7 protein-coding genes are annotated in these 15623 nt (G+C 66.6%); 4 read left to right on the forward strand and 3 right to left on the reverse strand.

Features of this window, described 5'->3' with window-relative positions; all coding sequences use genetic code 11:
- Positions 1 to 54: 54 nt before the first annotated feature.
- Both Dsi01nite_RS15070 and Dsi01nite_RS15075 read right to left on the reverse strand, forming a co-directional pair.
- Entirely contained in the window at positions 55 to 699 is a 645-nt protein-coding gene (locus tag Dsi01nite_RS15070) for a choice-of-anchor M domain-containing protein (RefSeq protein WP_203846750.1), read from the reverse strand.
- A gap of 29 nt (positions 700 to 728) precedes the next feature.
- The gene (locus tag Dsi01nite_RS15075; RefSeq protein WP_203846751.1) at positions 729 to 1382 is read right to left on the reverse strand and encodes a choice-of-anchor M domain-containing protein; all 654 of its coding nucleotides are present in this window, start codon (positions 1380 to 1382) and stop codon (positions 729 to 731) included.
- Positions 1383 to 1905: 523 nt separating this feature from the next.
- On the opposite strand from Dsi01nite_RS15075, the gene Dsi01nite_RS15080 reads away from it, so the two are divergent.
- On the forward strand, positions 1906 to 3435 hold the full coding sequence (locus Dsi01nite_RS15080) for a hypothetical protein (RefSeq protein ID WP_203846752.1): 1530 nt from the start codon (positions 1906 to 1908) through the stop codon (positions 3433 to 3435).
- Between the two features lie 227 nt (positions 3436 to 3662).
- On the forward strand, positions 3663 to 5582 hold the full coding sequence (locus Dsi01nite_RS57305; protein ID WP_239135906.1) for a hypothetical protein: 1920 nt from the start codon (positions 3663 to 3665) through the stop codon (positions 5580 to 5582).
- Positions 5583 to 5851: 269 nt separating this feature from the next.
- On the opposite strand, the gene Dsi01nite_RS15090 is transcribed toward Dsi01nite_RS57305, so the two are convergent.
- Entirely contained in the window at positions 5852 to 7246 is a 1395-nt protein-coding gene (locus tag Dsi01nite_RS15090) for a recombinase family protein (RefSeq protein ID WP_203846753.1), read from the reverse strand.
- A gap of 387 nt (positions 7247 to 7633) precedes the next feature.
- Here Dsi01nite_RS15090 and pglW point away from each other — a divergent pair, with 387 nt between their 5' ends.
- The gene (gene pglW / locus Dsi01nite_RS15095) at positions 7634 to 12016 is read left to right on the forward strand and encodes a BREX system serine/threonine kinase PglW (RefSeq protein ID WP_203846754.1); all 4383 of its coding nucleotides are present in this window, start codon (positions 7634 to 7636) and stop codon (positions 12014 to 12016) included.
- The gene (pglX, locus tag Dsi01nite_RS15100) at positions 12013 to 15612 is read left to right on the forward strand and encodes a BREX-2 system adenine-specific DNA-methyltransferase PglX (protein ID WP_203846755.1); all 3600 of its coding nucleotides are present in this window, start codon (positions 12013 to 12015) and stop codon (positions 15610 to 15612) included. Before pglW ends, pglX begins: the two co-directional genes overlap by 4 nt.
- Positions 15613 to 15623 lie beyond the last annotated feature (11 nt).

The following is a 15623-nucleotide window of genomic DNA, read 5'->3' on the forward strand; positions in this document are numbered from 1 at the left end:
CCGTTGCGAAGCGGCCCGCCCGGCCCGGGGGAACGGCCGGGCGGGCCGGTCCGGTCAGCCCACCTGGAACGTGTAGGTGACGTTGCCCGAGGTGGCGCCGGCGCCGTTCTGCGCGGTCGCCTTGAACGTGAGCGTGTAGGTGCCGAGCTGCGAGAACGCCCAGTTGCCATGGGCGTGCGAGCCGGCCGCGATGCCACCGGGCCACACCGTCACCGGGCAGCCGGCGGCGGCGTTGGTGTTGAGCCGGAAGGTCGGCGCGGCCGGGAACCCGGCGGTGGTGTACAGCGCGAACCGCCCACCGGCCGGTGCGGTCCAGCTCACCAGTTCGAGCTTCACCGGGCCCTGCGCGGCCGGCACGTCCTCGGCGTTCCAGCCCGTGTAGAGCAGGTTCACGTTCTGCGTCTGCGGCGCGACGTACACCGTCGAGCCGGCCGCGCCGAGGCACGACCAGGCGGTGCCGGACGGCACGGTGATCGCCGAGGACGACAGCAGCCGCAGGGTCGTGCCGGACGGGGCCAGGTCGTCGTTGACCGGGCTGTAGGTCTTGATGTCGAGGCTCAGCACGCCGTTGGCGTAGTCGATGTCGAGCCCGTCGATGTGCCCGGACTGGATGGTGGCGGCGGCCGCGGGCATCGCGGTCAGGCCCAGCAGCACCACGGCGGACGCGGCAACAGCGGCAAACCGGCGGAACAGGTTCATGGACTTCCTTCTCGATCGATGGACGGGAATCACGCGCAGACGACGAACTTCAGCCACACGGGGTCGGAGGTGACCGTCGCTCCGGTGGCGGCGAGCTTCGCGGTGACGTCGACCTTGATCCGGTACGTGCCGGGCCGCTCGAACGCCCAGTTGTAGTGCGCGTGGGTCGCCACCGGCAGCGTCACCGTGTCGGGCAGGCCGTTCTCGCTGTCCACCGCGACCAGCGGCGCGCCGGCCGGGTCAGTGGCGAACAGGCTGAACCCGTCCGGGCCGAGGACCTGCCGGAACCGGATCCGGACGCTGTCGCCGGTGAACACGCCCGGCTCCAGTTCCTCGGTGGCCAGCCCCGCCCATAGCAGCGCCGGGTCCTGCACCTCGGGCAGCACGTACACGGTCGAGCCCGGCGCGCCGAGGAACGCGTACGCCGGATCGGCCGGCACCGTCACCGCCGCCTGCGACGGCACCTTGAACACCACGGACGCCGGGTCGCGCTCGACGCCCGGATCGACCGTCTCGTCATGCACCGAGACCTCGAACCCTCCGTCCTCGAAGGCCACATCCACGGCGTCGACGTGGCCCTGCGACAGCACGACACCGGCCGCCTGCGCCGGGGTGCCGACGGCCAGCACCGCGACCGTCAACGCCGCCGCGGCGGCGCCCAGCAAGGGAACACGAACCCGCATATCGATCCTCCTCACCTCCCCGCCCTGGGGAGTGTTATCCGTAACGATAATCATTTTCAATAAGACGTCAAGACCCGGGCCGCGTCGAAGGCGCCTTGGAACCCTGCCCCGCTACGCAGCGACGGCGGCTCGCTGGAAGCGGGGATGGGTGAACAGGAAGGCGAAGACGAAGGTCAGGCCGGTCACCTGGGTCTACTACCGCGCCCAGCCCGGCATCATGCGCCAGCTCGCCGCCCTGCTCGCCGTGGACGCCATCGGCTGATCCCGCGCCCGTTCAGTCGTGCGCGCGCATTGCCGGCCAACGGGCGCGCAGGGCACCGTTGCGGCGCAGCGCGCGCCACGTGACGGGGATGCCCACGGCGCGTCCACCAGCCCAGCAGCGCCGAACCGAACGCGACCGTCGCGATCAGGAACAGGTTCCAGTCGTGTCGCCAGCGCAGCGCGGCCATGACTGCGAGCGGGCACCGCCGAGGCCGGATCGAGCTTCGGCGGCACCGCCGAGCAGTGGCGTGCCAGCCGGGAGATGATCGTCGACGGCATCGACCGGGACGACACCTTCCTCGACGTTAGATGCGCCAACGGCCTGCTCATGGAGTCGGTGCACCGGTGGTCCGCCGAACGCGGCCGTCACGTCGAGCCCTACGGCATCGACCTCGGCCTACGGCTCGTCGCCGCCGCACGAAGCCGCCTCCCGGACTGGGCCGACCGCCTCGCCGACCTGCTCCACCATGCCCTGACCGCCTTGGTCGAACCGCGTCAGCACACACTGACAACCACTGACCGACAGAGGCCGTCCGCGCCATCCGGCCACGACTGCACGTCAGGAACCGGACACGGTCAGCATGCCAACGGCAGACGGTCTGGAGGAACTCGCGCGATCAAATGCCCTGGCGGCGGACGCTGCTGCTCATTAGCGTTTTCGGTCATGAGCAGGTTGGTGTTCGACGAGCCGAAGACGCCTCGTGTACAGCCGCTTGACGGAACAGAGCCGACGAGCAACTGGTTCCGGGCGTCGACGCGCCTAGAGGCCGTTGATGGTCGGCGCATCGTCAACGACCTGTATTCGCGGTTTCCTGATGACGACGGCCGCATGCGAGCGGATCTGCACAGCAGCGACGACCGGCGCATGCTCGGCGCGCTGGATGAACTCTTCGTTCATGACCAGCTGATCCGCCGATACCGGGTCACCTACGAGGAAGGTGAAGGCACCCGACCTGACTTCCGCGTCTACACCGGCGCGGCCTATGTCGGAGCGGTAGAGGTCGCCACGCTGTTCCTACGCGATGACTGGGCAGCGGAGGAACGTCGCAACGCGGACCTGAAGCGGCAACTCAACCAGCAGCTGCCGCTCACCACCCATTCGGTGGAATTCGAGATCTTCCGTTGGGACGCCACACCACGGTTGCAGCCGATGGTGAAGTGGATCGAGCGCACGCTCAGCGAGCTGCGTGCCGACCCGGAAGCGCTGCAGCGGGACGAGTTCGGCTGTCCGGAGAAGGTCTACATCAACCCGGCCGTGGAGATCGTTTTCCGGTTCATCGAACTGCCGGAGTCGTATGTAGTCGGTGCAGACGATCGCGCAGTGCTGGGCGGCGGCTCGATCGGCGGTTGCGTCGACTCTGCCGAGCGGTTGCGGCAGCGGCTCGACGACAAGGCGGTCAAGTACGACCTACGCGACATGCCTTTCGCAATCGTCGTTGGTGTACGCGACGGGATGTGCGATGTGGGCGATGTCCATCAAGCCCTGACTGGGACATCCGCTGTCGTGATCGCCACCGGTCAGGGTGTTCGCAAAGGCGACGGCTTCTTTGGGCACGGTGCGCACCGGCGGGCCGGCAAGCACCAGCGAGTGTCTGCTGTCTTCTCGCTCCATGACTGGTTTCCGGGCGGCCCGTACGAATCTCAGCTGGTCAGGTTCGACAACCCGTTCGCCGCAGTTCCGTTCCCCGATGATGCCCTGCCGTGTGGCGGACGGTGGGGCGTGATTGAACGAGAAGCAGCGCAGCTTCGCGCGGGTTGGCTCATCCGGCCAGCAGCGAGCACACGCAGGTAGGGCTCGACCGTACCCGCGTCGGTGACGGCAGTCGGGTCCTGCATCGGGCGCTCTCGCCGCAGGGCCGAGGCATGCCAGACGCCGCCCCAAGCTCATGTGCGGCCTGGTCCAAGATCAGCACAGTCTACCCCGGCGGCGGGCGCCGACGCCTCGACCTCTCAACCGATGGAGTGCCTACAAAATGACCTGGTTCACTTGACTCCCGCCACGTACTACAGGAAGGCATCGTGAGCGAGCCACAGGTTGATGCTCCTTCCGTTCCGGCAGACGACGACGCGCCGGCTGCCGGTCGCATCGCGCCATACACCTACGATCCGGACCGCCTGCCCGCGCTTGCAAAGTTCGTCGACGCGATCTGCGATGGCGCTACCGATCCGCACGACGCCGCGCTACGAGTCGACGAACTCTCGCCGCAGATCGATCCTCCGGCGAGCCGTTCGGAGAAGATGGCGCTGTTCCATACGTTCATGTACCTGCTGGAGGTGACGACACCGGACCAGGCCCGAGTCGACGCGCGGCTGGAGCCGCTGGACGGACCGTCGCTGCTGCCGGTGGCATTGCGGGACGCGACGGAAGCGATGCGCACGCTGTGGCTCGGGCTGACCGACCACGTCCAGCACCCCATGGCACGTGCACGATGCTGGGACATCGTCTTCACCCTCACCCTGATGCGCAACCGTCGCGCCTCCGCCGAGCAAGCGATCGACGCGTACCTCGAAGCATCCAAGCCACCTATAACACTCCGCCACCGAGGCGACGGACTCGTACGAGCATGGGTCCTCGCCCGCCGGGTCAGCCTGAACGACGCCACGACCTCCAACGCGATCCACGAGGCCATGAAGACGCTGGCTGCGGAGAGCGTCGACCAAGGCGATCCGTATCCCGCCATGACAGTCCTCGCGGCTTTGATCAGCCCTGGGCGTACGCGGTCGGAACCAGTCGACCCTGCGGTGGATACCTTGCTGGACCGGGCACTTCTTGCGTACTCGCAGGTCCACATCATCAGCGGATTCGCCACCCTCATCCGGCGACGCGCCGGCGATGGCAGCGAGCGGGCCGAACAGGCGAGCAGGCACGAGGTGAACGCGATGATCGCCGAGGCCGTCGCAGCGACCGATGCGATGGTCATCAGGAATCGGTACAGCGAGGCCGCAGCGGCCGCCCATACGTACGGCTTGGCCGATCTGGAGAAGAGGGCGGTCGCAGGCTTGCAGTCTGCGCCCAGGGTCACCTGGACCATCTCCGAGTACCAGGTCACAACGCCATCCCGATTCTTCCATGTCTACCTGCCCGGCTTCTCGCAGGCGTCCGAGTGGCGGCAAGCGCTTGCGATCTGGCTCCACTCGACGGCACCCAGCGGCAGCTTCACCGCCAACGAACGCGCAGCCAACCGAAACCTTCAGGCGTCGGTGATGACCCGCCTCGCCTCCATGGTGATCTTCCGCGACGGCGACCTTCCGGCCCGAGCGCTGGGCGGCGACGCAGATCGCCTGGAGCACGCGCTCGTGCAGGTCGAACAACAGACAATGGAGATGCGCGGCCGTTTCCTGGCCCGAGCGCTGGTTCAACTTCAACAACGGTTCGGGATACCGTCCCGGGCCGACCTCAAGGCTTTCCTGCTCCAATCAGGAGCCGCGCCGGATCTGGCTCAGGCATTGGCCACGGCATTCCAGCTGTACTGGGTCGAAGAATACGATGCATGCTGCCACCTCATCGTGCCGAAGATCGAAGCCGCCACGCGAGCGCTCCTACTCGAACTCAACGAACCTATGTATCGGGCCGCCGTCGGCGATTCGGTTGGCCAGTTTCCCGGCCTCGGAAGTTTGTTGCCGCTGCTGGTTGAGAACGACTTCGACCCCGACTGGGAACGCTTCCTACGCACCTTGCTGCTCAACTACGGCACCAACCTCCGGAACCTTATTGCACACGGCTACGCCGACAATGTTGGGCCCGTCGACGCCGCGCTGGCATTGCGCGCCGCCGCGGTCCTGGTGCTCGTCACCAACGGCAACGCAGCAGGTCGAGACGCCGCACAGGTACGAGAGACCTTGAGAGAACCCACCGGCGGCGGGATGGATGGTGGCGCCGTTGCGTTGCGGCCCTGCACATCGTCAGGCGCGACCACTGAATACCCTCGCGCCACCTGAACGCCCGCTCGTAACTCAAGCCAACACCTCGACATGGCAGAGCAAGCCGGCCGCCAACGAGCACGACGGGGCGATGCCTGTACCGTTGTCAACCAGCTTTCGACCAACTACAACGGCAACGGCCGAGATCCGCCGAGGACTTGAAGGAACGAAACCGTGTCGATAGCATAAACGCATGAATCCCTGTTTCGGGCAGGGATGCTATGGGTGGGGGTTCAAGTCCCCCCTTCGACACGTTAACCCCCGCGCGGACATTCCGCGCAGGGGTTTCAATTCGGAAACTCCGCCTGAATCAGGCATCCCGTCTCGCTGCACGACACCACGAGCTGGTGCTCACGGAGATAGCGAGCGAGCATCCAGACTGGTTGCTCTTCCAGGGCATTGCCCTCCTCGCGCAGCAGCGACCGAAGCACCACGATCATCCGATCCTCACGGACGTAGAGGTTCCGCATCCGGGCGGCGCCGCGTGGCCGCGCACTGGAATGACCGTGCTGACAGCGGTACGCCGGGCGCCCATGCGACCAGCAGGAATCCATCCGGCGATGGCACAGCCCGCAGCGCAGCAGGCCGACCAGCTGATATCTCCGGACACCGCCACACGCGGGAGCGGGCAGCGCGGTGATCTCCTGCGCCGCGATGAAGTCGACCTCGGACACCAGCGCCGGATGGGCCAGCTGCTTCGACATCACCCATTCGCCCGTCTGGGCCCACCGCTGCGTCTTGAACGGTCCCGGCAGATGCGCCGGCGTGTGATGTGCGGGCTGCCGGTTCCAGACCTGCCGCCCGGTGTACTTCACGTTCGCCAGAATCGCCCGCACCGTCGTCAAGGCCCACCCATCCCCAGCCCGGTGACGGTTGCGGCCTGGATCGGCCTGCGACGGGCACGGCACCCCGTCCGCGTTCAGCATCGCAGCGATCCGCGACACGCTACGGCCTCGCAGCCGCTCGGCGAAGATCCGCCGCACCGTCGGCGCCGTCGCCGGGTCGACGTCGTACTGCTGCAGCCGCCGGCCCCACTTCGCGTGCATCGGGTTCGGATGCGGGCCCGCGTCCACGAGCCGGTACCCGTACAACGGACGGCCGCCGAGGAACCGGCCCTCGTCACGGATCTGCGCCCGCATCGCTGCCAGGGCACGCGAACGAGCTCGCAACACCTCCCGCTTCGACTGCGCCCCGTGCAGCATCAGCAATGCTCGGTGCGCTGGTTCAGCCGGGTCGATTGGGCCGTGCGCCTCCGGTAGCCACAGCTGCACGCCGTGATGTTGCAGGAACGGCAAGAACGACAACACCTGATCGCCATAGAACGCCCGCTCGTACTCCCCCACCACCACCGCATCGAAGCTTCGATCCGGGTCAGCGATCGCCGCCAGCAGCAACGCCGCCTGCGGCCGATCCCGCCACGGCAACCGCCGACTCCGATCAGCATCGAAGAACTCAGCCACGATCCGGCCATGACCGTCGACGAGATCTTCTGCGACATCCCGCTGCCAGCGCTGCGACGATTCCCGCTCCTGGAAGTCGGCCGTGGAAACCCGACCGTAGAACGCGAAACGCAACACCCCGAGCTCATCAGGCCGTCGCCGACGCGACCGCCCCACCGGCCGCGACTGACTCACCCAGTGGGTCAATAGGTCGGACTCGCTGCGCAATGCAAGATCGGCCATCGGCCGCTCCGATCGACGGGCAAAGATGCTGCACGACCGATTCAGAACCCACCAGCGCACGCCATGACGCACAGACAGTCCGAGCAATCAGCCTGTCACCCATTGGGCTGACCTACAGGCCTCTATATGCGCATTTGAAAGCCGCCTGCGCTACCGGTTCGAGGCCAACGCTAGCTGGCAGAGCGTGCCGCAGCTCGAAGGTCGGCAATTGCGCTGCCGTTGGCGTGGCGGCGACCGGCATCCTCCGGGCACTCGCCTGGACCGATGGGACGGCGCGGCATCGCACCGATCTCGTCCAGTGGGTTGATCGGGGAGGAGCTCCGTACCTACTACACTCACGGACCTGGTCACTGACAGTGTGTCTCCGTCAAGAAGGGTGCTCTGCTGATGCAGGAGGGTCGTTGGACGACGGTCACCCCCTCGCAGTTCACCCATGAACGGGAGGCGCTGGCCCACGTCCAGCAGCTCCTGCCGGACGCGGAACCGTACCGGGCCTGGTCGAACTTCACGTTCACGGCCGACACCGGGCACGTGTACGAGGTCGATCTTCTCGTTGCCGCGCCGAGCGGGCTCTACCTGATCGAGATCAAGAGTCTCCGTGGCCGGTTGACCAACAGCGGCTCCAACTGGCTGCTCGGTGGTGGTGAGGGCACCCGCACGTTCGACAACCCGCTGCACCTCGCCGACGCCAAAGCCAAGCGCCTGCGCTCGCTGCTGGACAAGGCCGCCGGCAACAACGTCAAGGTGCCGTTCATCCAGGCCGCGGTGTTCCTGTCCGTGCCGAGCCTACAGATCGCCCTGTCCGACAACCAACTGCATTGGGTCTACGGACCAGAGGGGCCGACCCAGCACCAACTGCCACATATCGGCTCCGACCTGCTGCTGCGTCCACCGATGGACGAGTACCGGCGCGTCACGCCAACCACTTCAAAGGCACTGCCTGAGCTGCTCAAGAAGGTCGGCATCGCCCGCAGCCGCAAGCACTACCAGATCGGCGCGTGGCAGCTCGCCGCGAAGCCAATCGACCAGGGCCCGACCTGGCAGGACCACCTCGCCCGGCACAACCAGCTCGACAAGGAACACCGGCGCATCCGGATCTACCTCGTTGAGCGCAACGCCGTGCAGTCGGAGCGGGCCAGCATCGACCGGGCCGCGAAACGGGAGATGCTCGCGCTGCACGGCATCAACCACCCCGGCATCGTCCAGGTCGACGCACTCGAACAGCACGAGGCGGGCCCGGCGCTGGTGTTCCGCTACGACCCGCGGTCGCTGCGGCTGGACCACTACATGACGCAATACGGCGCCAAGCTCGACGTCGCGACCCGTGTCGGCATGGTGCGCCAGCTCAGTGAGACACTGGCCTACGCTCACGGCCGTCACCTGCACCACCGCGCCCTGTCTGCGCGCAGCGTGCTGGTCACGCCCGGGCCACGGCGGCGGGGCATCGAGGAAGAGGCGTGGCTGCGCCCGCAGCTGCAGATCAGCGACTGGCAGACCGCGAGCCGCAGCACCGACTCCAACGCCGGCTCATCCGCGCCCAACCCGCTGCTGGTCTCCCCCACCGCGCACATCAACGCGCACATCGAGCAGTCCGCGCAGGGGTACCTCGCTCCGGAGCTCGCCGCGCCGGAGGCCGATCCGGTCGCACTGGACGTCTTCGGGCTCGGCACGGTGACGTACCTGCTGCTGGCGGGGAAGCCGCCCGCGGGCACCCGCGCGGAGCTGCTGGCCCGGCTCGCCAGCGACAACGGTCTGCGCCCGTCGGCGGACGCCGATTCGGTCTCGGAGTTCATGGACGAGGTGGTCCAGGCCGCCACGGCGCCGCAGCCGGCGCAGCGTCTGGCCACGGTCGCGGAGTTCCTCGAGATGCTGGAACTCGTCGAGGACGAGCTGACCGCACCCGAACCACCGGCCGTCTCGGTGTCGGTCCACCCCCCGGTGGAGCCAGTCGACGAGGCCGACCTGCTCGAAGCGCGCGGCGGCGACGTGTTCGGCGAGTGGCGGATCGAGCGACGCCTGGGGACCGGTTCGACGAGCCGGGCGTTCCTGGCTCGCAACCTCGGCTCGACCGCCGAGACGTTGGTGGTCTTGAAGGTGGCGCTGTCCGACGAGAAGGCCACCCGCCTGGACCACGAGGCCGCGGTGCTGCGCGGGCTTGTCGACTCCCGCATCATCCGCCTGGCCCGCCAGGAGCCGGTCCCGCTCGGGCGACGCACCGTGCTCGTGCTGGAGCATGCCGGGGACCTCACCGTCGCCCGCAAACTCCGCGAAGACGGCCGGCTCACCGTCGATGAGCTGGAGACGTTCAGCGACTATCTGTTCGGCGCGGTCGACTTCCTCGACGGCGAGGGTGTCTACCACCGCGACATCAAGCCGGACAACATCGCGATCCGGGTCCGGCCCAACCGCACCCGGCAGCTCGTCCTGTTCGACTTCTCGCTCGCCGCCACCGACGTCAAGCAGACCATGGCGGGCACCCCCCGCTATCTGGACCCGTTCATCGGTGCGGTGCACCGCCCGGTGTATGACGCACACGCGGAACGCTACGCGGTCGCGGTCACCCTCCACGAGATGGCCTCAGGTGAACTACCCGTGTGGGGCGACGGCGTCACCGAGCCGCAGTTCACCGAAGGCCCGGTCACGCTCGCCAGTGAGGCGTTCGACCCGGCGATCCGGGACGGGTTGGTCGAGTTCTTCAACCGCGCGCTGGACCGGGACGCCAAGCGGCGGTTCGAGACACTGAAGGAGATGCGCGACGCCTGGCTGCAGGTGTTCCGCAAAGCCGACGCTGCCATCCCGGTCGGTTCGGCCCACCCGGAGACCGACGACACCGCCGACCTCGAAATCCTGGTCAGCACCCGGGACGCGGCCGCAGCCGCCGCTACCCGGGCGACGTCGCTGGAAGCAGCCGGTCTCAGCCCACGTGCGATCTCGGCCGCGCACCGGCTCGAAGCCACGACGGTCGGGCAGCTGCTCGGCCTCGCCGGCAAGGTCCTGTTCAACCTTCCCGGCATGGGCGCCAAGACCCGCCAGGAACTGCAGCGGCGGATCAAGGAATGGCGGACTCGGCTCGGCGAGCAGGAACCGACGCCGCAGGACTCCACCGAACGCAAGGCCGCCAAGCACGAGGCCACCGCCGGCGGTGCGGCCGAGGCCCAGCTCGCCCGAGTCGGGCTCGACACGATCGCCACGCTGCTGCTCCCGCCGGTACCGAAGAATGGAAAGCCCACGACGGAGGCCGAGGCGATCCGGCTGCTGCTGGGCCTCCCGGACGCCGCGGGGGTGTTGCCGGCGCTGCCGGCGTGGCCGCAACAACCGCTGGTCGCCAAGCATGTGCAGGTCACGCCCGGCCGGATCGCCCAGATCCTGATCAAACAGCGGAAGCGTTGGCTCGCCGAACCGGTGGTCACCGACGTGCGTGCCGAACTGCTCGGCATCCTCACCGACAACGGCCGCGTCATGGGCGTCACCGAGCTGGCAGCCGTGCTGCTGAGCCGCCGCGGATCGGCCCGCACCGGCGACGAGCTGCGGCTGGCACTGGCCGCCGCGGCAGTGCGCGGTGCCGTCGAGATCGACACGATCGTCGACGAACCCCGCCTGAAGACCCGCCGCCACGGTGACACCCTGCTCGTCGCGCTGGAGGTCGGCGTCGACGAGAGCCCCGACACCCCGTCCGCGCCGGCCCTGCTCGACTACGCCGACGCGCTCGGCACCGTCGCCGACCGGCTGGCCGCGCTCGAGGTGCTGCCCAGTCCTGCCACCGTGCTGCGGGAGCTCGCAGCCGTCACACCACCGGCCGGCGCCGCGCCGGACGAGCGGCGCCTCGTTCAGCTCGCCGCGGTGGCGTCCAAGGACGCCGCGGCGAGCCCACGCCTGGAGATCTACTCCAAGACTCTCGACCCAGTCCGCGCGCTACGCCTGGCACAGGCCGGTGTCGTACCGCCGCCCCACGGCGACCTGCCCGTCGGGCTGAAACCGGCGCAGATCCAGCAACGGGTGTCCGCCCGGTTCCCCGACCTGCCAACCCTTCCGCCGCACCCGAAGCTCGACACGCTGCTCGCGGACGCCGGCTTCCAGCTCCAGTGGCGCGACGGGCAGTACGTGCCGCCACGCTCCGCCGCCTCCTCGTCCGCGTCCCTGGTCAACCGCCGCCACTCGACACGCCTCACCGGCGCGCACTGGACCGTCGTGGACTCCCCCGAACTCGCCGCGGCCCTGCGCACCGAGGAACGGCTCCACGGCGCCCGCGACAGCGTGTTCCGCGCGCTCACCGTCCGGTTCGACCGCGCGGACGCCGCGCAACGCGACCTGACCGGCCGATTCGGCGCCCGCCCCGTCAATGTGGCAGCGCTGTTCATCACCTCGCTGCGGGAACTCGTCACCGCCAAACCGAAGCCCACCTGGAAGACCGTGTTACGCGCCGACACAGCCCCGCCGGGTTCACGCGACGCCATCAAACTTTCCGAGTACGTGAAAAGCGCCTGGACCGCCGTCCGGCCGCACCTCTTCGAACAGCTCAGCCCAGACCAGCCTCTGCTGCTGCACGACGCCGCGCCGCTGGCCCGGTACGGCGCGATGGACCTCCTGCACGAGCTGACCACGCGGGTCGACGCCGGCGCCGGAGCAGTCTGGCTGCTCTGCCCGGTCGAAGACCCGGGCGCTCTGCCCCGCCTCGACAGCACCGTCGTGCCGGTCGCCGACAACCAGTGGATCCCGCTGCCCGACGCCTGGGTGGCCAACGAACACCGAAGTGGAGCACGCGCCTCGTGATCGACCGCCAACTGCTGCTCGCCGACCTCAAGAAGCAGGTCAAACTCCTGGAGACCGACTTGCGCGACCAGGTGACGGCCGTGCCGACGGTCTTCGAGCGTCTCGACGCCGAGTACCAGCGGGCATTCAAACTGGGCCGGACCGCAGCGACCTGGGCGGCGTGGCGGGACGAACGGGTCACGCAGGCCGCCGCCGCGTGGGTGCTCGGCACGGTATTCGTCCGGTTCTGCGAGGACAACGGGCTGCTGGAGCAGGCGTACCTGGCCGGACCGACGGTCGAGCGGATGACCCACGCCGAAGAGGCCCAGGAGGACTTCTTCCGCCTCAAGCCCGCGGAGACCGACCGGGCCTGGATCCTGGAGGCGTTCGACGCGATCGGCTCGGCTCAGGCCGGCAAGCTGCTCTTCGACGAGCGCCACAACGCGGCTTACCAGATCCCGGTTTCGGCGGACGCAGCGAAGGCTCTGATCGGCTTCTGGCGTCAGCGAGGTGAAGACGGCGTGCTGATCCACGACTTCACCGACCCGGAGTGGGACACCCGCTTCCTCGGCGACCTCTACCAGGACCTGTCGGAGAGCGCGCGAAAGACGTATGCGCTGCTGCAGACACCCGAATTCGTCGAGGAGTTCATCCTCGACCTGACGCTCACGCCAGCAATCGAAGAGTTCGGCTACGACGTCGTCAAGGTGATCGACCCAACATGCGGGTCGGGGCACTTCCTGCTCGGGGCGTTCCACCGGTTACTGAGGGAGTGGGAGCGGGCCGGCAAGGAACCTTACGAGCAGGTGCGACTCACGCTGGACGCGATACATGGCGTAGACATGAACCCTTTCGCAGCGGCGATAGCCCGTTTTCGCCTCATCATTTCAGGTCTACAAAGCGCGGGCTTTGACTCATTCCAACAGGCAGCCCAGCACACCCTCCCGGTACACATTGCAATTGGCGACTCGCTCCTGAAGGACCACCAGGAAGATGGAACATCACATTTTTTTGAAGAGGAGGATGCTGCAACATTTTTCCATTACGCGACAGAAGACCTTGAAGATCACCCCGGCATTCTCGAAGAAGGAAAGTACCACGTCGTCGTAGGAAATCCACCATACATTACGGCAAGCGACGAGAAGGCCAACCAGAATTACCGAAGGATGTACAGCGCCTGCCATCGCCAGTACGCCCTTACCGTCCCCTTCGCTCAACGATTCTTTGAACTCGCCATGAATCCGCGACCCGACGGACGAGGCGCCGGATTCGTCGGGCAAATCACGTCGAACTCATTCATGAAGCGCGAGTTCGGCAGAAAACTGATCCAAGAATTCTTTGCCCTTCGGACGGAATTAACGCACATCATCGATACGTCTGGTGCATACATCCCCGGCCACGGCACACCGACGGTAATCTTGATCGGGCACCCGAGAGTCGGGTCCGCAAGGAGCGCCATCCGAACCATTCTCGGCATTCGAGGCGAGCCGACGGCACCTGCAGTACCTGCAGAAGGTCACGTCTGGCGAGCCATTATGGAACAGATCAATCTGCCTGACTCCCACAGCGAGTGGGTCAGCTCTATAGATGCAGAACGAAGGGTTTTCTCAGCTTTTCCATGGAGCCTTTCTGGCGGGGGAGCAGACCGCCTTCTCCAGACCCTAAACGGGCACGAACGGACACTCGCACAAGCATCGGAAGGTATCGGTCGAACTACACATACCGGATTGGACGACGCATATTACCTTCCATCCGAGTCGGTAGCAACCTTAGGCTTCACAATCCCTTCGGTGCCCGTCGTGCTGGGTGAACACGTACGCGACTACACGATTACCACCGACACTACAACGATGTTTCCCTATTCAGCGAGCGGGTCAACCAGACCGATTGACATTAAAGAGCAGCGGTTTTATTGGCGTAACCGAATCTTGCTGCAAAACCGCATCGACTTCGGGCAAACACCAGAGCAGCGCGGCCTTCGCTGGTTTGACCACAGCATGTTTTTCGCCAAGCGCTTCACGGCCCCGGCAACAATTCCTTTCGCCTTCGTGGCGACGCATAACCACTTTGTGCTGGATCGTGGCGGGAAGGTCTTCAATCGTTCCGCGCCAGTGATCAAGTTGCCAGATGGGGCCAGCGAGGAGGAGCATCTCCGACTGCTTGGGGTGCTCAATAGTTCCACCGCGTGCTTCTGGCTCAAACAGGTCAGCCACGACAAGGGCGGACAGTCGGGGACTGGCGGGTTTACTACTGACGAGTGGGAACGATTCTTTGAATTCACCGGAACCAAGTTGCAGGAATTCCCACTTCCTTCCGAATACCCTACAGAACTTGCTACTCGCTTAGATGCTTACGCACAGCGGTTAGCCGCGTTAAGCCCTGCAACAATCGCCACTGACGAGGTGCCAACTCGCGAACGTTTGACCGAAGCGCGAGATGAGTGGCAATTGACCAGAGCGCACACGATCTCGCTGCAGGAAGAATTGGACTGGCAGGTCTACTCGCTCTATGGCCTGCTCGAAGACTTACGTGCACCGGCAGGCTCGGTGCCAGAACTGCAGCTGGGCGAGCGGGCGTTCGAGATCGTACTCGCGCGGCGTGTCGCCGCCGGCGAAGCGGAAACACTTTGGTTCACGCGGCATGGTTCAATGCCGATCACGGAGCTGCCCAGCCACTGGAGTGCGGAATATCGAACGGTTGTCGAGCGACGTATAGCGGTGATCGAATCAAATCGAAGCATCGGTTTGATCGAGCGACCGGAGTGCAAGCGTCGCTGGCACCTCGCGATAGGCAACAGATCGTGGACCTGGGCAGACCAAGAGGAAGCCGCGCTGCGAAATTGGCTGCTCGACCGGTGCGAGGCCAGTGAACTGTGGTTCCATTCGGTGGACGGAATGGAGCAGCCCCGTCCACTGACTGCGAGCCAGCTCGCCGATGAGCTTCGCCGCGACGCGGACGTGCTCGCCGTCGCCGAGCTATACGCGCCGGGCAAGGACTTCGCGAAGGTCGTCGCCGAGCTGATCACCGACGAGCACGTCCCTTACCTGGCCGCGCTTCGGTACAAGGACAGCGGTCTGGACAAGCATGCCGACTGGGAAGCGGTCTGGGAGCTGCAGCGTGCCGAGGACGCCGCCCCAGACGAGCGTGCGAAGAAGAAGATCCGGGACGCGATTCCGGTGCCGCCGAAGTACGGCTCGGGTGACTTCCTGAAGAGCAGCTATTGGCGTAATCGGGGCAAGCTGGACGTACCGAAGGAGCGGTTCATCTCCTATCCCTTGGCGAGTCCGGACGGTGACCCCTCGTTGCTGCTCGGCTGGGCGGGCTGGGATCACCGCGAGCGGGCCCAGGCCCTCGCGACCCTGATCGTGGAGCGGGAGCAGGCCGAGGGGTGGTCCGCGGACAGGTTGACGCCGTTGTTGGCTGGTCTGCGTGAGGTGCTTCCGTGGGTGCGGCAGTGGCACGGCGACTTCGACCCGCTCTACGGCGGCTCCCCCGCTGAGCTCTACGAAGGGTTCCTGTCCGAGGTCACGGGCCGGCTGCACGTCACCGACCAGGCAATGACCGGCTGGCGTCCGCCGAAGGCCACCCGTGGCCGGCGGCCGGCGAGTGCCACGTGAGTGCCTTCGGG

It is taken from the genome of Dactylosporangium siamense, from assembly GCF_016862795.1.
In the GTDB taxonomy this organism is placed as follows: Bacteria; Actinomycetota; Actinomycetes; order Mycobacteriales; family Micromonosporaceae; genus Dactylosporangium; species Dactylosporangium siamense.

Excerpts from the sequence above, each read along its gene's own strand:
- Dsi01nite_RS15080 (WP_203846752.1), top strand. The coding sequence starts at position 1,906 with ATGATCGTCGACGGCATCGACCGGGACGACACCTTCCTCGACGTTAGA.
- Dsi01nite_RS15090 (WP_203846753.1), bottom strand. The coding sequence starts at position 7,246 with ATGGCCGATCTTGCATTGCGCAGCGAGTCCGACCTATTGACCCACTGG.
- Dsi01nite_RS15070 (WP_203846750.1), bottom strand. The coding sequence starts at position 699 with ATGAACCTGTTCCGCCGGTTTGCCGCTGTTGCCGCGTCCGCCGTGGTG.
- pglW (WP_203846754.1), top strand. The coding sequence starts at position 7,634 with ATGCAGGAGGGTCGTTGGACGACGGTCACCCCCTCGCAGTTCACCCAT.
- Dsi01nite_RS15075 (WP_203846751.1), bottom strand. The coding sequence starts at position 1,382 with ATGCGGGTTCGTGTTCCCTTGCTGGGCGCCGCCGCGGCGGCGTTGACG.